Origin of the sequence: Enterobacter cloacae complex sp. I2, from assembly GCF_014896205.1 — a bacterium.
Lineage (GTDB): Bacteria > Pseudomonadota > Gammaproteobacteria > Enterobacterales > Enterobacteriaceae > Enterobacter > Enterobacter quasihormaechei.
In genome coordinates, this window is sequence record NZ_JADBRA010000006.1 from 32,270 (window position 1) to 53,057 (window position 20,788).

20 protein-coding genes and 1 riboswitch are annotated in these 20,788 nt (G+C 58.7%); of the genes, 10 read left to right on the top strand and 10 right to left on the bottom strand.

The features are described 5' to 3' along the window. Positions 1-350: 350 nt before the first annotated feature. Positions 351-2,366, top strand: a complete 2,016-nt coding sequence (gene uvrB / locus IM300_RS06655) for an excinuclease ABC subunit UvrB (protein ID WP_063449304.1) — start codon at positions 351-353, stop codon at positions 2,364-2,366. A gap of 89 nt (positions 2,367-2,455) precedes the next feature. On the opposite strand, the gene yvcK is transcribed toward uvrB, so the two are convergent. Then, positions 2,456-3,364, bottom strand: a complete 909-nt coding sequence (gene yvcK / locus IM300_RS06660; RefSeq protein WP_063866505.1) for a uridine diphosphate-N-acetylglucosamine-binding protein YvcK — start codon at positions 3,362-3,364, stop codon at positions 2,456-2,458. Positions 3,365-3,590: 226 nt separating this feature from the next. After that, positions 3,591-3,724, top strand: a riboswitch (molybdenum cofactor riboswitch). Here yvcK and moaA point away from each other — a divergent pair. The 6 genes from moaA to IM300_RS06690 all read left to right on the top strand — a co-directional run bounded on the left by moaA (position 3,712) and on the right by IM300_RS06690 (position 7,185). After that, a complete protein-coding gene (gene moaA / locus IM300_RS06665) occupies positions 3,712-4,701 on the top strand; it encodes a GTP 3',8-cyclase MoaA (protein WP_063866152.1) in 990 nt (329 codons plus the stop codon). (Overlaps the previous riboswitch by 13 nt.) A 24-nt stretch (positions 4,702-4,725) precedes the next feature. After that, complete coding sequence (gene moaB / locus IM300_RS06670) at positions 4,726-5,238, top strand: molybdenum cofactor biosynthesis protein B (RefSeq protein WP_063449302.1); 513 nt, start codon at positions 4,726-4,728, stop codon at positions 5,236-5,238. Positions 5,239-5,241: 3 nt separating this feature from the next. Further along, entirely contained in the window at positions 5,242-5,727 is a 486-nt protein-coding gene (gene moaC / locus IM300_RS06675) for a cyclic pyranopterin monophosphate synthase MoaC (protein ID WP_063449301.1), read from the top strand. Continuing rightward, entirely contained in the window at positions 5,720-5,965 is a 246-nt protein-coding gene (gene moaD, locus IM300_RS06680) for a molybdopterin synthase sulfur carrier subunit (RefSeq protein ID WP_193035825.1), read from the top strand. Before moaC ends, moaD begins: the two co-directional genes overlap by 8 nt. 1 nt (position 5,966) lies before the next feature. Then, positions 5,967-6,419 (top strand): molybdopterin synthase catalytic subunit MoaE, encoded by a 453-nt coding sequence (moaE, locus tag IM300_RS06685; protein ID WP_107534963.1) that lies wholly within the window; start codon positions 5,967-5,969, stop codon positions 6,417-6,419. A 58-nt stretch (positions 6,420-6,477) separates the two neighbouring features. Beyond that, positions 6,478-7,185, top strand: a complete 708-nt coding sequence (locus IM300_RS06690; RefSeq protein WP_063866155.1) for a Bax inhibitor-1/YccA family protein — start codon at positions 6,478-6,480, stop codon at positions 7,183-7,185. Positions 7,186-7,274: 89 nt separating this feature from the next. On the opposite strand, the gene IM300_RS06695 is transcribed toward IM300_RS06690, so the two are convergent. From IM300_RS06695 to IM300_RS06705, 3 genes are read right to left on the bottom strand one after another with little or no spacing between them, the layout of a single operon-like run. After that, positions 7,275-8,237 (bottom strand): YbhN family protein, encoded by a 963-nt coding sequence (locus IM300_RS06695; protein ID WP_193035827.1) that lies wholly within the window; start codon positions 8,235-8,237, stop codon positions 7,275-7,277. Beyond that, positions 8,237-9,475, bottom strand: a complete 1,239-nt coding sequence (clsB, locus tag IM300_RS06700) for a cardiolipin synthase ClsB (protein WP_193035829.1) — start codon at positions 9,473-9,475, stop codon at positions 8,237-8,239. The genes IM300_RS06695 and clsB overlap by 1 nt, the downstream gene beginning before the upstream one ends. After that, the gene (locus IM300_RS06705) at positions 9,472-10,233 is read right to left on the bottom strand and encodes an endonuclease/exonuclease/phosphatase family protein (protein WP_107534966.1); all 762 of its coding nucleotides are present in this window, start codon (positions 10,231-10,233) and stop codon (positions 9,472-9,474) included. Before IM300_RS06705 ends, clsB begins: the two co-directional genes overlap by 4 nt. Before the next feature lie 133 nt (positions 10,234-10,366). On the opposite strand from IM300_RS06705, the gene IM300_RS06710 reads away from it, so the two are divergent. Further along, positions 10,367-10,777, top strand: coding sequence for a YbhQ family protein (locus tag IM300_RS06710; protein ID WP_006809522.1), 411 nt, complete (start codon positions 10,367-10,369; stop codon positions 10,775-10,777). Here IM300_RS06710 and IM300_RS06715 read toward each other — a convergent pair. The 5 genes from IM300_RS06715 to cecR are packed head-to-tail and all read right to left on the bottom strand — an operon-like array spanning position 10,739 to position 16,427. Then, the gene (locus IM300_RS06715; RefSeq protein ID WP_063866159.1) at positions 10,739-11,845 is read right to left on the bottom strand and encodes an ABC transporter permease; all 1,107 of its coding nucleotides are present in this window, start codon (positions 11,843-11,845) and stop codon (positions 10,739-10,741) included. The two genes, IM300_RS06710 and IM300_RS06715, sit on opposite strands and share 39 nt — an antisense overlap. Before the next feature lie 57 nt (positions 11,846-11,902). Then, a complete protein-coding gene (locus IM300_RS06720; protein ID WP_193035831.1) occupies positions 11,903-13,036 on the bottom strand; it encodes an ABC transporter permease in 1,134 nt (377 codons plus the stop codon). Then, entirely contained in the window at positions 13,026-14,765 is a 1,740-nt protein-coding gene (locus IM300_RS06725; protein ID WP_107534967.1) for an ATP-binding cassette domain-containing protein, read from the bottom strand. The genes IM300_RS06720 and IM300_RS06725 overlap by 11 nt, the downstream gene beginning before the upstream one ends. Next, positions 14,758-15,753, bottom strand: coding sequence for a secretion protein HlyD (gene hlyD / locus IM300_RS06730; RefSeq protein WP_107534968.1), 996 nt, complete (start codon positions 15,751-15,753; stop codon positions 14,758-14,760). The genes IM300_RS06725 and hlyD overlap by 8 nt, the downstream gene beginning before the upstream one ends. After that, positions 15,750-16,427: a transcriptional regulator CecR gene (cecR, locus tag IM300_RS06735; protein ID WP_193035833.1), complete on the bottom strand. Its 678-nt coding sequence runs from the start codon at positions 16,425-16,427 to the stop codon at positions 15,750-15,752. Before cecR ends, hlyD begins: the two co-directional genes overlap by 4 nt. Positions 16,428-16,631: 204 nt before the next feature. Here cecR and rhlE point away from each other — a divergent pair, with 204 nt between their 5' ends. Then, positions 16,632-18,014, top strand: a complete 1,383-nt coding sequence (rhlE, locus tag IM300_RS06740) for an ATP-dependent RNA helicase RhlE (RefSeq protein WP_193035835.1) — start codon at positions 16,632-16,634, stop codon at positions 18,012-18,014. Between the two features lie 97 nt (positions 18,015-18,111). Beyond that, on the top strand, positions 18,112-20,295 hold the full coding sequence (gene dinG / locus IM300_RS06745; RefSeq protein ID WP_193035837.1) for an ATP-dependent DNA helicase DinG: 2,184 nt from the start codon (positions 18,112-18,114) through the stop codon (positions 20,293-20,295). Here the strand turns inward: dinG and IM300_RS06750 are convergent. After that, positions 20,282-20,785 (bottom strand): fimbrial protein, encoded by a 504-nt coding sequence (locus tag IM300_RS06750; protein WP_112792568.1) that lies wholly within the window; start codon positions 20,783-20,785, stop codon positions 20,282-20,284. The genes dinG and IM300_RS06750 overlap by 14 nt on opposite strands. Positions 20,786-20,788: the final 3 nt, after the last annotated feature.

Below are 20,788 nucleotides of genomic sequence, written 5' to 3' on the forward strand. Positions count from 1 at the left end.
GGGTTACGCCCAAATTGATGCGAAACGCGGCTTTAGGAAATAGTCTATATTTTTTAACGAATTAGATAAAAGCAATTCCCTCAACCCCGGCGAGACCTGTTGCCATAAAACTTTCATAACCGCCCTTGACAAATGTTAAAAAAGTAATAGTTCTGGGGATAACCCCCTGAGGCTGGTGTTTTATAGGGTCACAGTCGAAATTTGGCTCGCGAAGGCACTCATCCTCTCCGTGCTACGCTAAATATCCTGACACGCTACTGGTTTTTCATCCAGTGTTTTTTACTGGCAATCCTGGCCACAACGAGTAAAATTACTCACCTGCCGCTTATTCTGTCATCAGGTCGTCGCCAATGAGTAAACCGTTCAAACTGAATTCTGCTTTCCGTCCTTCCGGGGATCAGCCCGAGGCCATTCGTCGCCTGGAAGAGGGGCTGGAAGACGGGCTGGCGCACCAGACCCTGCTGGGGGTAACCGGTTCGGGTAAAACCTTCACCATTGCCAACGTCATTGCCGATCTCCAGCGTCCGACGATGGTCCTCGCGCCGAACAAAACGTTGGCGGCGCAGCTGTATGGTGAGATGAAAGAGTTCTTCCCGGAGAACGCGGTGGAATATTTCGTCTCTTACTACGACTACTACCAGCCGGAAGCCTACGTTCCCAGCTCTGACACGTTTATCGAGAAAGATGCCTCGGTGAACGAACATATCGAGCAGATGCGTTTGTCTGCGACCAAGGCGCTGCTTGAGCGTCGCGATGTGGTGGTGGTGGCCTCGGTGTCGGCGATCTACGGCCTGGGCGATCCGGATCTCTATCTCAAGATGATGCTGCACCTGACGCAGGGGATGATCATCGATCAGCGGGCGATTTTGCGCCGTCTGGCGGAGTTGCAGTACACCCGTAACGATCAGGCGTTCCAGCGCGGGACCTTCCGCGTGCGCGGTGAGGTGATTGATATCTTCCCGGCGGAATCGGACGACATGGCGCTGCGCGTTGAGCTGTTCGACGAAGAGGTTGAACGCCTGTCGCTGTTCGATCCGCTGACCGGTCACGTCGAGTCGGTGATCCAGCGCTTCACCATCTACCCCAAAACGCACTACGTGACGCCACGCGAGCGTATCGTGCAGGCGATGGAAGAGATCAAAGGCGAGCTGGCGGACCGCCGCAAGGTGCTGCTGGCGAACAACAAGCTGCTGGAAGAGCAACGCCTGAGCCAGCGTACCCAGTTCGATCTGGAGATGATGAACGAGCTGGGCTACTGCTCCGGCATTGAAAACTACTCGCGCTACCTCTCCGGGCGCGGGCCAGGTGAAGCGCCGCCAACGCTGTTCGACTACCTTCCGGCGGACGGCCTGCTGGTGATCGACGAATCTCACGTTACGATCCCGCAGATCGGCGGGATGTATCGCGGTGACCGGGCGCGTAAAGAGACGCTCGTGGAGTACGGCTTCCGTCTGCCGTCGGCGCTGGACAACCGTCCGATGAAGTTTGAAGAATTTGAGGCGCTCGCCCCTCAGACCATCTACGTATCGGCAACGCCGGGCAACTACGAACTGGAAAAATCCGGTGATGACGTGGTGGACCAGGTGGTGCGTCCGACCGGGCTGCTGGATCCGATTATCGAGGTGCGGCCCGTGGCGACGCAGGTGGACGATCTGCTCTCGGAAATCCGTGCCCGTTCCGCCATCAACGAGCGCGTGCTGGTGACCACGCTCACCAAACGTATGGCGGAAGATTTGACGGAGTATCTGGAAGAACACGGCGAGAAGGTGCGGTATCTGCACTCTGATATCGATACCGTGGAGCGTATGGAGATCATCCGCGACCTGCGCCTGGGCGAGTTCGACGTGCTGGTGGGTATCAACCTGCTGCGAGAAGGTCTGGATATGCCGGAAGTGTCGCTGGTGGCGATTCTGGACGCCGACAAAGAGGGTTTCCTGCGTTCTGAGCGCTCGCTGATCCAGACCATTGGCCGCGCCGCGCGTAACGTCAACGGGAAGGCGATTCTGTACGGGGATAAAATTACCCCGTCGATGGCCAAAGCCATTGGCGAAACGGAGCGCCGTCGCGAGAAGCAGCAGCGCTACAACGAAGAGCACGGCATCACGCCGCAAGGGCTGAACAAGAAGGTGGTGGATATCCTGGCGCTGGGTCAGAACATAGCGAAGACCAAAGCGAAAGGCCGCGGCAAGGCCCGTTCAGTGGTGGAAGAGGATACCGTTGCGCTGACGCCAAAAGCGTTGCAGCAGAAGATCCACGAGCTGGAAGGGCAGATGATGCAGCACGCGCAGAACCTGGAGTTCGAAGAGGCTGCGCAAATCCGCGATCAGCTGCATCAGCTGCGGGATCTGTTTATTGCGGCATCGTGAGTTTTTTGCCCGGTGGCGCTGCGCTTACCGGGCCTACAGGTTTCGCGTCTTTTGTAGCCCCGATAAGCGCAGCGCCACCGGGGTTTTTGTTAACCCAATTCCTGAATCGCTTTCTCCAGCGCCTCGCGCAGCAGGTGGCGGTCGTGACGATATTTAATATCGCTGGCTTCCAGCGGCTCCTGCACCACCACGCGATCGCCAATCCCTGACACATCCACTTTCGGCCCAACCACGACACCGTCGATAATTTTCTTACCGACGTACTGTTCCATCAGGTTCAGCTTGTCCGCCAGCGACAGGCTCGCCGCCGCCGGGCTAAGTTCGCGGCCTAAATTACCGATATAGACCATGGGTGCAGGCGTTCTGCGCAGCGCCTGCGCCAGCTCTTTGACCAGCAGGAGCGGCATCAGGCTGGTGTAGAAACTCCCCGGCCCAATCAGGATCAGATCGGCCTCACCAATCGCTTCAACCGCTTCCCGCGTCGCGGGTACGCTGGGGTAGGTCATCAGCTCTTTCGGCGGCAGGAGAAGCTGGTCGATATTCACTTCACCATACACTTCGTGATCGTCGGCATCGATCGCCATCAAATCTACCGGCTGTTCGGACATCGGGATCAGAAACGCATCCACCTTAAGCAGGTTACGAATTAAATTGATCGCTTCCAGAGGGCGCACGCTCAGGTGGTCCAGGGCCTTTAACATCAGATTTCCAAGGTTATGGCCGGAAAGTTCGCCATTACCGCCAAAACGGTACTCAAACATCGCTGAAGCCACGCTGGGCTCCGTAATGAGCTGGTTAAGGCAGTTGCGCATGTCACCCCAGGCGATCCCGCCTTCAGCACGTCGGATCCGCCCGGTCGAGCCGCCGTTATCCGTTGTTGTCACAATGCCCGTCAGGCGTGAGCCCAGTGACGATAACGACGACATGACCCGTCCCAGACCGTGACCCCCGCCAAGAGCGACCACGCGGTCCAGATCCGCAAAAGTGCGATTGCGCATACCCATTCCTTATCCTGTTTAGCTTGCGTCACAGTAACGCAACTACTCCTAAAAGACGATGCCTCTCACAATCCATAATGACGTATATCAATGCGAAAGCGCGGTTTTTGCGTATTCTGTAGGGAAAATGCACGATAACATCGTTATGTATAAGATTATATAGCGAAAAGCGACAATGGCGAAGTGGCGATTTCCACGCTACTATCGCCATAACCACGTTTTCAAAACTGAAAACATACACTCTAGCCCTGGCGCCTGTGTCGAGAGATATGGCGCCCTGGCCGTGGCGGATTTGCCACCAGGGTACAGAAAGAAATGACTGTGCCTCCCGATCTGGAAAGGTGTACATGGCTTCACAACTTACTGATGCTTTCGCGCGTAAGTTTTTCTACTTACGTTTGTCGATTACCGACGTGTGCAACTTCCGTTGCACCTACTGCCTGCCCGATGGCTACAAGCCCGGCAGCGTCACCAACAACGGCTTTCTCTCCGTGGATGAAGTACGCCGCGTCACGCGTGCGTTCTCGGAACTCGGTACGGAAAAAGTGCGTCTGACCGGGGGAGAGCCTTCCCTGCGTCGTGATTTCCCTGACATCATCGCCGCCGTGCGTGAAAACGAACGTATCCGCCAGATTGCGGTGACCACCAACGGTTACCGCATGGCGCGTGACGTAGCGAACTGGCGCGATGCGGGTCTGACGGCGATTAACGTCAGCGTTGATAGCCTTGACGCCCGTCAGTTCCACGCGATTACCGGCCAGGACAAGTTCCGCCAGGTGATGGACGGCATCGATGCCGCGTTCACCGCCGGTTTCGATAAGGTCAAAGTCAATACCGTGTTGATGCGTGACGTGAACCATCATCAGCTGGACACCTTCCTGGCGTGGATCAAACCACGCCGCATTCAACTGCGTTTTATTGAGCTGATGGAGACCGGTGAGGGCAGCGATCTGTTCCGTCGGCATCACATCTCCGGCATGGTGCTGCGCGACGAGCTGCTGAAACGCGGCTGGATCCACCAGATCCGCCAGCGCAGCGATGGCCCGGCGCAGGTCTTTTGTCACCCGGACTACGAAGGCGAAATCGGCCTGATCATGCCCTATGAGAAAGACTTCTGTGCCAGCTGCAACCGCCTGCGCGTCTCATCGGTTGGTAAGCTGCACCTCTGCCTGTTCGGGGATGGCGGCGTAGAACTGCGCGATTTGCTGGAAGACGATGCCCAACAGGGCGCACTTGAAGCACGCATTTCCGAGGCGCTGACGCACAAAAAGCAGACCCATTTCCTGCATCAGGGCAACACCGGCATTACTCAGAACCTGTCCTATATCGGCGGGTAATCAGGCTTTAGAAGGAACCAGAAGATGAGTCAGGTAAGCGCGGAATTTATCCCGACACGCATTGCTATTCTTACCGTTTCCGATCGTCGTGGTGAAGAGGATGATACCTCCGGCCACTGGCTGCGCGAGGCGGCACACGAAGCCGGACACCAGATTGTTGATAAAGCGATCGTCAAAGAGAACCGTTACGCCATTCGCGCGCAGGTTTCCCAGTGGATTGCGAGTGACGACGTCCAGGTGGTGCTGATCACCGGCGGCACCGGCTTTACCGCAGGCGACCAGGCGCCAGAAGCGCTGCTTCCGCTGTTCGATCGCGAAGTGGAAGGCTTCGGCGAAGTGTTCCGCATGCTCTCGTTTGAAGAGATTGGCACCTCTACGCTCCAGTCCCGTGCCGTAGCGGGGATGGCGAACAATACGCTGATTTTCGCCATGCCGGGCTCGACCAAAGCCTGCCGCACCGCGTGGGAAAATATTATTGCCCCGCAGCTGGATGCCCGCACCCGTCCGTGTAATTTCCATCCTCATTTAAAGAAATAAGCTATGTCACAACTGACCCACATTAACGCCGCTGGCGAAGCGCATATGGTGGATGTCTCCGCCAAGGCCGAAACGGTGCGCGAGGCGCGTGCTGAAGCATTCGTCACCATGCTGCCGGAGACGCTGGCGATGATTATCGACGGCAGCCATCACAAGGGTGATGTGTTTGCGACCGCCCGCATCGCCGGTATTCAGGCCGCGAAGCGTACCTGGGACCTCATCCCGCTCTGTCATCCGCTGATGCTCAGCAAGGTTGAAGTGAATTTGCAGGCGCAGCCGGAGCATCACCGCGTGCGCATCGAGTCTCTGTGCCGCTTAACCGGGAAAACCGGCGTGGAGATGGAGGCGTTGACGGCAGCCTCCGTGGCGGCGCTCACCATCTACGACATGTGTAAAGCGGTACAGAAAGATATGGTGATTGGCCCGGTGCGTCTGCTGGCAAAAAGCGGCGGCAAATCCGGTGATTTTAAGGTGGAAAACCATGATTAAGGTGCTCTTTTTTGCCCATGTCCGTGAGCTGGTCAATACCGACAGCCTGACGCTGGACGGCGCTTTTGCAGACGTCGCCGCCCTGCGTGCGCACCTGGCGGCGCAGGGCGACCGCTGGGCGCTGGCGCTGGATGAAGGCAAGCTGCTGGCCGCCGTGAATCAGACGCTGGTTGAATTTACGCACCCGCTGGCTGACGGCGATGAAGTGGCGTTCTTCCCGCCGGTCACAGGGGGTTAAGATGACGGACACCCGAATTCTGGTCGGCCCTGAACGCTTTAGCGTCGGTACCGAATACAGCTGGCTGGCAGAGCGCGATGAAGACGGCGCGGTCGTGACGTTTACCGGGAAAGTGCGCAATCATAATCTCGGCGACAGCGTAAAAGCGCTGACGCTGGAGCACTATCCGGGGATGACCGAAAAATCGCTGGCGGCCATTGTCGAAGAGGCGCGAGGCCGCTGGCCGCTGGGGCGCGTGACGGTTATCCATCGCATCGGCGAAATGTGGCCCGGTGAAGAGATTGTGTTTGTCGGCGTCACCAGCGCACACCGCACAAGCGCCTTTGCGGCGGGGGAGTTCATCATGGATTACCTCAAAACCAAAGCGCCGTTCTGGAAGCGTGAAGCGACGCCGGAAGGCGAGCGCTGGGTGGAATCGCGGGACAGCGACAAACAGGCTGCCAGCCGCTGGTAACAGGTTTATGAGGATGTGTTAGTCTTAACGTGTGTGTTTACTTAATCAGGAGTGAATCATGGACCGATTTCCGCGTTCCGATTCGATAGTACAGCAGACCCGTAGCGGGCTGCAAACCTACATGGCTCAGGTGTATGGCTGGATGACGGTCGGCTTGCTGCTTACCGCGTTTATCGCGTGGTATGCGGCAAACACGCCTGAACTGATGATGTTCGTCTTCTCCAGCAAAATCACCTTCTTTGGGCTGATCATTGCGCAGCTGGCGCTGGTGTTCGTTCTCTCCGGGCTGGTGCACAAGCTCAGCGCGGGCATGGCGACTACGCTGTTTATGCTCTATTCAGCGCTGACCGGGCTGACGCTCTCCAGTATTTTCATCGTCTACACCTACTCCTCCATTGCCAGCACGTTTGTGGTAACCGGCGGGATGTTTGGCGTGATGAGCCTGTACGGCTACACCACGAAACGCGATCTGAGCGGTTTCGGCAGCATGCTGTTCATGGGGCTGATCGGGATTGTGCTGGCGTCGCTGGTGAATCTGTGGCTGAAGAGTGAAGCGCTGATGTGGGCGGTGACCTATATCGGGGTGGTGATCTTCGTTGGCTTAACCGCCTACGACACCCAGAAGCTGAAAAACATTGGTGAACAAATTGATGTTCGCGACAGTTCAAACCTGCGCAAACACGCCATTCTGGGCGCGCTGACGCTTTATCTGGACTTCATCAACCTGTTCCTGATGCTGCTGCGTATTTTCGGCAACCGTCGCTAGGATTGTTATGCCGGGTGGCGGCTTCGCCTTACCCGGCCTACGAAAGGCGAACCGTAGGTCGGGTAAGGCGAAGCCGCCACCCGGCTTATTCACTTCGCTAACATCCTCTCATTCTTCGCGCGCAACTTCTTCGCCCGACTCTCCAGCACCAGATAACAGACCGTTGCCAGCGCCAGCGGCAGGAAATAGTAGATCATGCGGTACGCGAGCAGGGCGGCGATAATCGTTCCCTGAGAGACATGCTCACCCGCAAGCAGCGCGATAAACACCGCTTCCAGTACGCCAATCCCCGCCGGAATGTGCACAATCACGCCGGCAATACTGCTTACCAGCAGCACGCCCAGCACGAAGAAGTAATTCACATCTTCCCCAATCAGCAACCAGATAATGGCTCCCATCGCCATCCAGTTGGCGCTGGATACCACCATTTGCAGAACGGCAAACTTCCATGAAGGCAGCACCAGCTTCTGCCCTTTAATGGTCATATGGCGACGTTTGGCAAAGGCGCAGGCCCACAGGTAGGCCGCGATAATCAACAGCAGCACGATGCCAAGAATGCGCAGCGTCGCTTCATCGATGTACCAGTGCGCAGGCAGCTGTACCACGCCAATGGTGAAAATCACCCCGCCCAGCAGGATATACCCCAGCCAGTTGGTGGTAATACTCAGCGAGAAAATGCGCGTGATGGTGCCGCCCGGCAATCCGAGGCGGGAGTACAGGCGATAGCGCATGCCAATCCCGCCCACCCAGGTGCTCAGCGTCAGGTTAAAGGCGTAGCAGATGAACGACACCAGCATGACCTGCCGCTTTGCCAGCTTGTGCCCGCAGTAGGCGCGCCCTAACAGGTCATAGCAGCCGTACATCAGGTAACTTACTATCACCAGCCCAATGGCGCCCAGCAGCACCGTCCGGTTGTAGTTGCGGATAACTTTCCACACCTCTTCCCAGTCTACCTTTTGCGCGTACACCACCAGCAGTACCGCGACGGCGATGAAGAACAGCCACGTCAGGATTTTTTTCGCCAGCCGCCAGCGAGGATGAGATTTCGACATCAGGTTTTCCCTCCATCTTCCGCCTCTACGCGGTCCTGGGTTTCCATTTCGGGTTGCACGGGCGGATCCACCAGCGCCAGTTTCGGCGTATGCGCCGGTAGCCAGCCCACCATGGCCGGGAAGTGGCGCAGGAAGTGGAACACCACCACGCCGATGCCCACGTTCCACCAGCTGCGTTTCGGCACCATGGATTCATCCACCCGCACGCAATCTTTATTGATCAGACCCTGAAGGTTATCGCGCAGGGTCTGATTAAACTGACGATCGTGGATAATCAGGTTCGCTTCCAGGTTGAGCGATAAGCTCAGCGGATCGAGGTTACTGGAGCCGACGGTCGCCCAGTGGTCATCCATCACCGCCACTTTGCCGTGCAGCGGGCGGCGGCGATATTCATAGATCTGCACGCCGCTTTTAACCAGATAGCGATAGAGCAGACGCGCGCCCACCTTCACAATCGGCATATCGGGCTCGCCCTGGACGATGAGCTTCACGCTCACGCCGCGTCGGGCCGCGTTGCGCATGGCGTGCAAAATCCGGTAGCCGGGGAAGAAATAGGCGTTGGCGATAATCACCTCGCGCTTCGCGTTCGCCAGCATCTTCAGGTAATGACGTTCGATATCGTCCCGGTGCTCCTCGTTATCCCGCCAGACAAACAGCGCCTGCGCCTCGCCGGGCTTGCGGTTCTCTTCCGGGCGATGACGGCGTCGCCACCAGCGGCGAGCGGCCTCTTTGCCGGGTAAGTTTTCCAGCACGAACAGCTGGATGTCCTGTACCACCGGTCCCTCAATGCGGATCGCATAATCCTGCTTGGCCTCAGGGCCGTAATCCGACATATGCTCGGCGGAGTAGTTGATGCCGCCCACGAAGGCCACCGTTTCGTCCACCACCACAATTTTGCGGTGCATTCGGCGGAACAGGTTGGTGCGCATGCCGAACAGACGCGGGCCGGGATCGTAATAGCGGAACACTACCCCTGCGGCGGTGAGTTCGTTAACAAATTCGTCGCTCAGATCCGGCGAACCATACCCGTCGAGCAGAACCTCAATTTTTATACCGCGACGGGCGGCATGCAGCAGCGCGCTGTGCAACTGCCTGCCCACGTCGTCTTCAAACCAGATGAACGTTTCCAGGAATACTTTCTGCTGTGCGTGTCTTATTGCCTCAAAGACCGCCGGATAAAAGTTATCGCCATTTTCCAGCAGCGTAATACGGTTACCTTCCTGCCATGTGCATTTCATAAGTGGATCTCCGCGCTGAGTGGGGCATGGTCGGAGAGATGTCGCCAGTTGAGCAAGGCCAGCGCCGTCGGGCTACTGGCGTGGGCATTTTTTACGTAGATGCGGTCAAGGCGCAGCAGGGGGAAGCGCACCGGAAACGTCCGCGCGGGCCGACCGCGGGCGCGGGTAAAAATCTCCTCCAGCCCCGCATTGACCTTCAGCGGATGGTTGGCGCGCTGACGCCAGTCGTTAAAATCACCGGCCACCACCACGGGTTCGCCCTCGGGCAGCGCATTCGTCCACTCGGCCAGCATCTGAAGCTGAGCCTGACGGTGGGCTTCACGCAGGCCGAGGTGAACGCAGCCCACGTGAATGGGAAAATCAAGATCCGGCGGCGCGATGCGGCAGTAAAGCAACCCGCGCTTTTCGCTCTCGCCGACCGACACGTCGCGATTTTCATAATGTTCAATCGGATAGCGCGACAACACCGCGTTACCGTGATGCCCCTCCGGGTAGACCGCATTGCGCCCGTACGCGTAATCGCTCCACATCGTGTCCGCCAGAAATTCGTAGTGTGGCGTGTCGGGCCAGTTTTCGAAATGCATCGGGTGCACCTCGTGCGCGCCCATGACCTCTTGAAGGCAGACAATATCGGCGCTAACGGTGCGTACCGCGTCGCGCAGCTCCGGTAAAATGAAGCGGCGGTTAAATGCTGTGAAGCCCTTATGAATGTTAATCGTCAGCACCTTGAGTGAGAAATGCTGCGTTTTTTTGCTCATAAACACCTTCCTGGGTGACTATCCCGATGAAAATAAAGTGTAGTAGGCGTCACAAAAAGATGCGGCGTTACGGAATTTTCCGTAAAGTGCGGTAGTCTGAACTAGCAGAGAAAAATCCTTCAGGAGAGAAGCCATGAAGTGGCAACAACGCGTTCGTGTCGCAACCGGTTTAAGTTGCTGGCAGATAATGTTGCATTTACTGGTCGTGGCCGTACTTGTAATGGGCTGGATGAGCGGCACGCTGGTGCGTGTGGGCTTAGGGCTATGTGTGCTTTACGGCGTGACCGTGCTGTCGATGCTGTTTTTACAGCGTCACCACGACGCGCGCTGGCGTGAAGTGGGTGATGTGCTCGAAGAGCTCACCACGACCTGGTATTTTGGTGCGGCAATGATCGTCCTGTGGCTGCTGTCACGCGTGCTGCAAAATAACCTGCTGCTGGCCCTGGCGGGTCTGGCTATCCTCGCAGGGCCGGCAGTGGTGTCGTTGCTCACCAAAGAGAAAAAGCTACGCGATGTTTCGTCTAAACATCGCATAGGCCACTGAGCCCGTTGTGGCCGCGATGACCAGTAGCGGCCACAAACTTCCCCACACAATATCCAGACTCGCATCCTTCAGATAGATTTGCTTGGTGATATCCGTGAAGTGACGAATCGGGTTTACCCACGTCAAATCCTGTAACCACACCGGCATGTTCTCAACAGGCGAAACGTACCCTGAAAGTAAAATCGCCGGCATCATAAAGACAAACACCCCGATAAACGCCTGCTGCTGGGTTGAGCAGAGCGCGGAAATCAGCAGCCCAAACCCGACCAGCGACAGGCCGTAAATCACCATCGTGAAGTAAAACAGCGCCAGCGATCCGGCAAACGGGATCTGGTAGGCCCAAATCCCGACGCCCAGCACGATGGTGGCCTGGAAGGTGGCGACGATCAGCGCCGGCACCGCCTTGCCGACAAATATTTGCCAGGTGGCGAGCGGAGAGACCAGCAGCTGATCCAGCGTGCCCTGTTCACGTTCGCGCGCTACGGACAGCGAGGTGACGATCATCACGCCAATGGTGGTGATCATGGCGATAAGCGACGGGACCACAAACCATTTGTAGTCCAGATTCGGGTTGTACCAGTTGCGCACCACCAGTTCGCTGTTGTTGGGCTTCGGTTTGCCCGTCATCAGCTCCTGCTGATAATCCTTCACCACCTGTTGCAGGTAGTTTGCCGCAATCTGGGCGCTGTTGGAGTTGCGCCCGTCGAGGATAAGCTGCATCGGCGCGGTCTGGAAGGTGTCCAGGTTACGAGAGAAATCCGCCGGGAAGCGCACCAGCAGTAACGCTTTCTGCGTGTCGATGGTGGGCTGGATCGCCTGCGGGCTTTTCAGCAACAGGACATGAGTAAAGGCCTTAGCACGGGCGAAACGCTGGGTCAGCTCGACGGAATGCTTGCCGTTGTCTTCGTTGTAAATCGCGATGGTGGCGTTGGTGACCTCCAGCGTGGCGGCAAACGGAAACAGTACAACCTGAAGCAGCACCGGCAGCACCAGAATGGCGCGGGTCTGCGGCTCACGCAGCAGCGATTGCAGCTCTTTGCGGATCAATGTCCATAAACGGTGAAACATCGCGTCGTCCTCCTGTCGGGTGGCGCTTGCGCTTACCCGACCTACAAAATCCGATGGCTAATCTAATCTTCTTTTCGTTTTCATCCACGTCAGGCCGATAAACATCACCGCCGACGCCAGCAAAAACAGGGTGTTGATAATCAGTACCACCGGGATATTCCCCGCCAGAAACAGGCTTTGCAGGGTGCTGACAAAGTAGCGCGCCGGAATGATGTAGGTCACGGCGCGGATCACCGCCGGCATGCTGTCTATCTGGAAGATAAACCCGGAGAGCATAATCGACGGCAGAAAAGCCGCGTTCAGCGCCACCTGCGCGGCGTTAAACTGGTTGCGGGTGATGGTGGAAATTAACAGGCCCATTCCCAGCGTGCTGAGTAAAAACAGGCTGGTAATAAAGAACAGCACCACCAGCGAGCCGCGGTACGGCACGCCAAGGATAAAGACGGCGACCAGCATGCACAGCAGCATCGCCAGCATGCCGAGAAAGTAGTAGGGGATGAGCTTACAGAGCAAAAGCTCGACGCGCGTCACTTCGGTTGAAAGCAGCGCCTCCATGGTGCCGCGCTCCCACTCGCGGGCGATGACCAGCGAGGTGAGGATCGCGCCAATCACCGTCATGATGATGGTCACCGCCCCCGGAATAATAAAGTGCTGGCTGATGGCGGCGGGGTTAAACCAGTAGCGCGTCTGCACGTCAATCAGCGGTTCAAACGTCTCCCCCCGGTCTTCGGCGCGCTGCATCTGCCACAGCTGCCAGATCCCCTCCGCATAGCCCTGCACAAAGTTGGCGGTGTTCGGCTCGCTGCCGTCGGTAATTACCTGGATCGGCGCATCGGCGCCCGGGCGCGCCATGTTGGCGGCGAAATCCACCGGGATGACGATCAGGCCGCGAATTTTCCCGGCCTGCATTTTCTGGATCAGTTCCTGCCGGCTGTCGCTGATGGTGGCGTCGATATAAGGCGAGCCGGTCATGGCGTGGGTGAAGTCCAGCGCCTCTTCGCTCTGCTGCTCCAGCAAAATCCCGATCCGCAGCTTGCTGGAGTCGAGGTTAATCCCGTAGCCAAAGATAAACAGCAGCAGCAGGGGGATCACCACCGCAATCAGCCAGCTGCTGGGATCGCGCACGATCTGCCGCGTCTCTTTGATGCACAGGGCGCGCACCCGGCGCCAGGAAAGGGCGTTACTGCGCATGAGCATTCTCCTTATCCCAGTCGTGGATGAGGGTGATAAACGCCTGCTCCATGGTCGGGTCTGGCTGTGCGTCGTCGGCGGCCTGCGCTTTCAGGTCGTCCGGCGTGCCGTGGGCAATCAGCTTGCCGCGATAGACCAGCCCGATGCGGTCGCAGTATTCCGCCTCATCCATAAAGTGGGTGGTGACCATCACGGTCACGCCTTTTTCCACCATGCTGTTGATATGCAGCCAGAACTCGCGGCGGGTGAGGGGGTCCACGCCTGACGTGGGTTCATCAAGAAACAGGATATCCGGCTCGTGCATCAGTGAGCAGGCCAGCGCCAGCCGCTGCTTGAAGCCAAGCGGCAGCGCGTCGGTAGCGTGTGACGCGATATCGGTCAGGCCGAAGGCCTCGCACATGCGGTCGATTTTCTCGTTCTGCGCCCGCCCCCGCAGGCCGTAGACGCCGGAGAAAAAGCGCAGATTTTGCTCAACCGTCAGGTTGCCGTAGAGCGAAAACTTCTGCGCCATATAGCCCAGGTGCTGGCGCGCCTTGCCGGAGCTGACTTTAAGATCCATGTCCAGCACCAGCGCCTTGCCAGACGTCGGCACCAGCAGGCCGCACATCATTTTAAAGGTGGTGGATTTTCCCGCCCCGTTCGGCCCGAGCAGGCCGAAAATCTCGCCGCGCTTCACGGCAAAATTGACGTTATCGGTGGCGGCGAAATCGCCGAATTTTTTGGTCAGCGATTTCGCTTCGATGACCGTTTCGCCCGGCGTGCCTTCCACCGTATGCAGAATGGCGCCAAGCGGTGATTCTGAGGTTCCCGCGCCGCCCAGAAGGTCGATAAACGCATCTTCAAAGCGCGGGGCGGTTTCCTGCATCTCAATCTCAGGCATCCCCTGCGCCTGGCGGATACTCTCGGCGGTCGCCTCTTTGCTGAGGATCACGCGCACCGAGCGGCCCTGAATCATGCCGTCGCTGATCTGCGGCAGCTTCAGCACCCGTTGCAGCAGCGTGCGGTTGGACTCCTGCGGACTATGCAGCAGAAAACTGCGCCCGGCCATGGTGTGCGTCAGCTCGGTGGGCTCGCCCTGATAGAGCAGTTCGCCTTCGTTCATCAGCAGCACGTCGCGGCACTGCTCCGCTTCATCAAGGTAAGAGGTGCTCCAGAGGATCAGCATGCCGTCACCCGCCAGCTCGTGCACCATCTGCCACAGCTCGCGGCGGGAAATTGGGTCCACGCCCACGCCGGGTTCATCCAGCAGCAGCACTTTTGGCTCGCCCACCAGCGTACAGGCCAGCCCCAGCTTCTGCTTCATCCCGCCGGAAAGCTTGCCCGCCAGCCGGTCGGTGAACGGGCCGAGGGAGGTAAATTCGAGCAGTCGGGCGAAGGTTTTCTGCCGGGTTTCGCCGGTGACGCTGCGCAGATCGGCATACAGATTGAGGTTTTCCATTACCGTCAGATCTTCGTACAGGCCAAACTTCTGCGGCATATAGCCGAGTATGCCGTGGAGCGCCGCGTCGTCTTTGATCGGATCTAGGCCAAGCACGCGGGCCGATCCCTCGTCCGGCTTCAGTAAGCCCGCCAGCATCCGCATCAGCGTGGTTTTACCCGCGCCGTCCGGCCCCACCAGCCCGGTCACATAGCCTTTCTGAATGGTGCAGTTCAGCGGCGCGACCGCCGGTTTGTCCATTCCCGGGAAACGTTTGACCAGATTATTGAGCTGGATAACCGCATCATTCATGTCGTTCCCCGTCGTTTAAGGTCACGGTAACAGGCATGCCCTGACGCAGCGCGTCGTCCGCATCGGTGACGATGATGCGCAGGCGGTACACCAGGTCGGTGCGCAGGTCCGGCGTTTCAACGGTCTTCGGCGTGAATTCGGCGGTAGGGGAGACGAAGCCCACTTTACCGTGATACGGCTTGTCCGGGCGACCGTCGGTATAGAGCAGCAGCTCGCGGCCCGGCTGCATCTGGCCGAGATTCGGTTCATCAATGTAGGCCCGCACCCAGACCGGACGGGTTAAGGACAGCGTCAACACGGTGCTGCCTGCGCTGAGCATGCTGCCAGGCTCCACGGCGCGGGTCATCAGCGTGCCGTCAGACGGGGCGATGAGCGTGGTATCGTGCAGATCCAGCTCCGCCTGAGCCAGCTGCGCCTGCGCCTGCTCGAGGCTGGCCTTCGCCTGGGCGATGTCTTGCGCGCGGTTACCGGAGCGGTACTGGCTGAGTTTATCCTGTGCCGATTTCAGCGTCGCCTGCGCCTGGTCACGGGATGAACGCGCGTTTTCCAGGTCGTTGGCGGAAATGGTGCGGCTTTTCCACAACCCCTGCTGGCGGTTGTAGAAGTTCTGCGCGTAGTCATAGGCGGCTTTGGCCTGCTTAACGGCAGCCGCCGCCTGGGAGATCTCTTCGTCACGATAGCCCGCCAGCATCAGGTCGTACTGCGCCTGGGCGACGGAGACGCCTGCTTTTGCCTGCATCAGCGCGTTCTCAAACGGGGCTTTGTCCAGCATTCCCAGCGTCTGCCCGGCTTTGATGGCGTCGCCCTCGTCAACGCTCAGCGAGGCGAGACGCCCGCCAACGCGGAAGCTCATATTCACGGTGCGGATATCCACGTTGCCGTACAGCGTCAGGCCGCGATCCTGCTGGCTCTGATACCACAGCCAGCCGCCGATTCCCGCAGCAAGCAAAACAACAACCACCAGTATGATGGCGACAGGTTTTTTCATGACTTATGGCTCCTTTGCGTTAAGCCTTGCAGGATGAGATCAACGTGACAGGTAATGACCTGGCTGATTTGCCCGGCTTTATCCTCATCGAACTGTGTCCAGCCCGTACGTAAGAGGATGGTCTCGCGCCCCAGACGGAAGGCGAGCACTTCGCCCAGCAGGGCGTGGGTATGCAATATGGTGTCGGTATCGCCGGCGTCCCGTCCGGTATAGGCGGCGATCAGCCGGGTCAGATGGCTATGCATCGGGGCGATCACCTGATCGTGCATCAGCTGGTAGGCGGCGGTGGGGGAGAGCTGCTCGCGGGAGATAAATTTGCTCAGGCTCAGCGTATCGTCGTGCGTCAGCAGGCGGATCATATTGTGGCAGGCGTTAAGGATCAGCTGGCGGATGGCCGCCCGGTCCGGCTCTGGCTGGCTGAATAACGCGGTGGCCTCTTCCACGTGCGGACGAAAGCTGGTGTCGATAAAATCCGCGATCCACTGGGCGCAGGCGAGATATAAATCCTCTTTTGAACCAAAATAGTAGGTAATGGCCGCAATATTCTGCCCGGCCTGGGCGGCGATATCCCGCGTGGTGGCATGCAGACCATACTCGCCAAACTGTGCCAGCGCGGCGGCAATCAGCTGACTTTTCGCCTGTTCGCCTTTGGTCGTCGTTGGGGTTGTATTCATAGCGTCATTAAAAATTAATCAATCGATTGATTAAGATTATGCCTGATTTCCGCAAACGTCGAGCCATCACCGGGGATATTTTATGCGCCACGTCACAAAAGCTGCTACACTCCGCACCTTCGCGACATTGTGGTTTTTGTCCTCTTATTCGTTATATCTCCCTGAAAACTACACCTGTGATGGTCGGGGCGGTTCGGAGTTTTTATGTCTTTTGATTCCCTTGGTCTGAACCCGGAAATTCTGCGCGCCATCGCAGAGCAGGGCTACATTGAGCCAACCCCTATCCAGCAGCAGGCCATTCCGGCCGTGTTGCAGGGCCGTGACCTGATGGCCAGCGCGCAGACCGGTACCGGTAAGACTGCGGGCTTTACCCTGCCGCTGCTTGAGCTGCTGGTAAAAAACCAGCCGCACGCCAAAGGACGCCGTCCGGTGCGCGCGCTGATCCTCACCCCAACCCGCGAGCTGGCGGCCCAGATTGGTGAGAACGTGCGTGAGTACAGCCGCTACCTCAATATTCGCTCGCTGGTGGTGTTCGGCGGGGTGAGCATTAACCCGCAGATGATGAAGCTGCGCGGCGGCGTGGACGTACTGGTGGCAACGCCGGGTCGTCTGCTGGATCTGGAGCACCAGAACGCGGTGAAGCTCGACAGCATTGAAATTCTGGTGCTGGACGAAGCCGACCGCATGCTGGATATGGGCTTTATTCACGACATTCGCCGCGTGCTGGCCAAGCTGCCGGCGCGTCGCCAGAACCTGCTGTTCTCCGCGACCTTCTCCGATGAGATCAAGGCGCTGGCGGAAAAGCTGCTGCATAACCCGCTGGAAGTGGAAGTGGCGCGCCGCAACACCGCCTCCGAACAGGTGACGCAGCACGTGCACTTCGTTGATAAGAAGCGCAAGCGGGAGCTGCTCTCCCAGATGATCGGCCAGGGCAACTGGCAGCAGGTACTGGTCTTTACCCGCACCAAGCACGGCGCCAACCACCTGGCGGAACAGCTGAATAAAGACGGCATCCGCAGCGCGGCGATCCACGGCAACAAGAGCCAGGGTGCGCGTACCCGCGCGCTGGCGGACTTCAAATCTGGCGATATTCGCGTGCTGGTGGCGACCGACATCGCCGCCCGCGGTCTGGACATTGAAGAACTGCCGCACGTGGTGAACTACGAGCTGCCAAACGTGCCGGAAGACTACGTACACCGTATCGGCCGTACCGGTCGCGCGGCGGCAACCGGTGAAGCGCTCTCTCTGGTTTGTGTGGATGAACACAAACTGCTGCGCGACATTGAACGCCTGCTGAAGAAAGAGATCCCGCGCATCGAAACCCCGGGATATGAAGTTGACCCGTCCATCAAAGCCGAGCCGATTCAGAACGGTCGTCAGGGTGGCGGTCGCGGTCAGGGCGGCGGCGGTCGCGGCCAGCAGCCGCGTCGTTCCGAAGGCGGCGCGCCAAAATCCGCAGGCAAGCCGCCGCGTCGTAATAACGACAGCAAACCGGCCGGTGAAAACCCGTGGCGCAGCGGTGAAGGTAAACCGGCAGGCGAGGGGCAGCGCCGACGCCGCCCGCGCAAGCCTGCTAACCCGCAGTAATCTGGAAGCCCGGTCGTAAAGCCGGGCTTTTCTTTTTGCGGCGGCGAAGAGAAAGTGCCACAATAGTGGCTGTTTATACAGTATTTCAGGTTTTCCAATGGCTTTAACCGCCGCGCTGAAAGCGCAAATAGGCGCCTGGTATAAGGCGCTACAGCAGCAGATCCCCGACTTTATCCCCCGAGCGCCGCAGCGGCAGATGATTGCCGACGTGGCAAAAACGCTCGCCGGGGACGACGGGCGACATCTGGCGATTGAAGCCCCGACCGGCGTCGGGAAAACCCTGTCGTATCTCATTCCCGGCATCGCCATCGCGCGGGAAGAAGACAAAACGCTGGTGGTCAGCACCGCCAACGTGGCCTTGCAGGATCAGATCTTCAGCAAAGATTTGCCGCTGCTGCGCAAAATCATCCCCGATCTTCGCTTCACTGCCGCCTTTGGGCGCGGGCGGTATGTCTGCCCGCGCAATCTGGCGGCACTGGCCAGCAGCGAGCCCTCGCAGCAGGATCTGCTCGCCTTTCTTGATGACGAGCTGACGCCCAATAACAAGGCGGAACAGGAGCAGTGCGCAAAGCTGAAGGCCGATCTTGATGGCTACAAGTGGGACGGCCTGCGGGATCACACCAGCCAGGCGATCGGCGACGACCTGTGGCGCAGGCTCAGCACCGATAAAGCCAGCTGCCTGAACCGCAACTGTCACTACTACCGTGAGTGCCCATTCTTCGTCGCCCGACGTGAAATTCAGGAAGCGGAGGTGGTTGTCGCCAACCATGCGCTGGTCATGGCCGCGCTGGAGAGTGAGGCGGTGCTGCCGGAGCCGAAAAACCTGCTGCTGGTGCTTGATGAAGGCCACCATCTGCCTGACGTGGCGCGGGATGCGCTGGAGATGAGCGCGGAAATCACCGCCCCGTGGTTTCGACTTCAGCTGGATCTGTTCTGCAAGCTGGTGGCGACCTGCATGGAGCAGTTTCGCCCGAAAACCACGCCGCCGCTGGCGGTCCCGGAGCGGCTGAGCGAGCACTGCGAAGAGGTGTACGGCCTTATTTCCTCGCTCAATAACATCCTCAACCTCTATCTTCCCGCCGCCCAGGAAGCAGAACATCGCTTTGCGATGGGCGAGCTGCCGGAAGAGGTGATGGACATTTGCCAGCAGCTGGCGAAGCACCTCGAAAAGCTGCGCGGGCTGGCGGAGATGTTCTTAAACGATCTCAGCGAGAAAACCGGTAGCCATGACGTGGTGCGTCTGCACCGTATTCTGCTGCAAATGAACCGCGCGCTGGGCATGTTTGAAGCCCAGAGCAAGCTCTGGCGGCTGGCCTCCATGGCGCAGGCATCGGGCGCACCGGTCACCAAATGGGCCACCCGCGAGGTGCGGGACGGGCAGGCCCATCTGTTCTTCCACTGCGTGGGCATCCGCGTGGCCGATCAGCTGGAAAAGCTCATCTGGCGCAGCGTGCCGCACGTCGTGGTGACGTCGGCGACCCTGCGCTCCCTGAACAGTTTTTCACGGTTGCAGGAGATGAGCGGCCTGAAAGAGAAAGCGGGCGACCGCTTTGTGGCGCTGGACTCGCCGTTCAACCACTGCGAGCAGGGCAAGCTGGTCATTCCACGCATGCAGTACGAGCCGCTTATCGACAACGAAGAGCAGCATATTGCGGAGATGGCGGCCTACTTCCGCGAGCAGGTCGAGAGCAAAAAATACCCCGGCATGCTGGTGCTGTTTGCCAGCGGACGGGCGATGCAGCGTTTCCTTGAGCACGTCACCGACCTGCGTCTGCTTCTGCTGGTGCAGGGCGACCAGCCCCGCTACCGGCTGGTGGAAACCCACCGCAAGCGCATCGACAGCGGCGAGCGCAGCGTGCTGGTGGGGCTACAGTCGTTTGCTGAAGGGCTGGATTTGAAGGGAGATTACCTGACGCAGGTGCATATCCATAAAATCGCCTTCCCGCCCATCGACAGCCCGGTGGTGATCACCGAGGGCGAGTGGCTGAAAAGCCTCAACCGCTATCCGTTTGAGGTGCAAAGCCTCCCCGCCGCCTCGTTTAACCTGATCCAGCAGGTGGGGCGATTAATCCGTAGTCACGGCTGCTGGGGGGAAGTGGTGATCTATGACAAGCGTCTGCTCACCAAAAGCTATGGTCAGCGGTTGCTGAACGCGCTGCCGATCTTCCCGATTGAGCAGCCGGAGGTGCCGGAGGTAAAAAAACGCCCGGCAAAACTGGCCGCCGGGCGCAGGAGCAGGAAAAGCATCCGTGCTAAGGGGCGCGGTCCTACTGGTAAGTGAAGGTCACCTGAATCACGCTGCTGAACGTGCCGGCGGTGACGGGCATGGACGTGGCGTAGTAGCGTGCGGACAGCGGGAACGTGGCCGTGTGGTCACTCGGGTTAATGGCGGCGTTAAAGGCGGCCTGCGGGGCAATCAGGATCTTGTCCTGACGGTCTGCCAGCTCCAGCGCCAGCCCTTTTGCGCTGCCGATATTGGCGAATTTCGTCGGGTGCACGCTGTCGGCCTGGCCGTAAAAATAGGCCGTGGCAAGCGCAAGCGTGGCCGGGCAGTGCGACACCGAGAGCGAAAAGTCTTTCCACTCGCCGGTATCCCCCACGTCTTTAAAACTGCCCGACACCGCCTGGCCTAAATCTACCGTCAGGTTGCGGCTGGCGCTGTCAATGATGCAGGTGTTGGCGTAAATATTCCCGTTCATCTGGATCTGGATATCGTCGGCGTGAGCCTGGGCGATCAGCCCCAGCGCCAGAATCGCAATACGCTTTTTCATGTC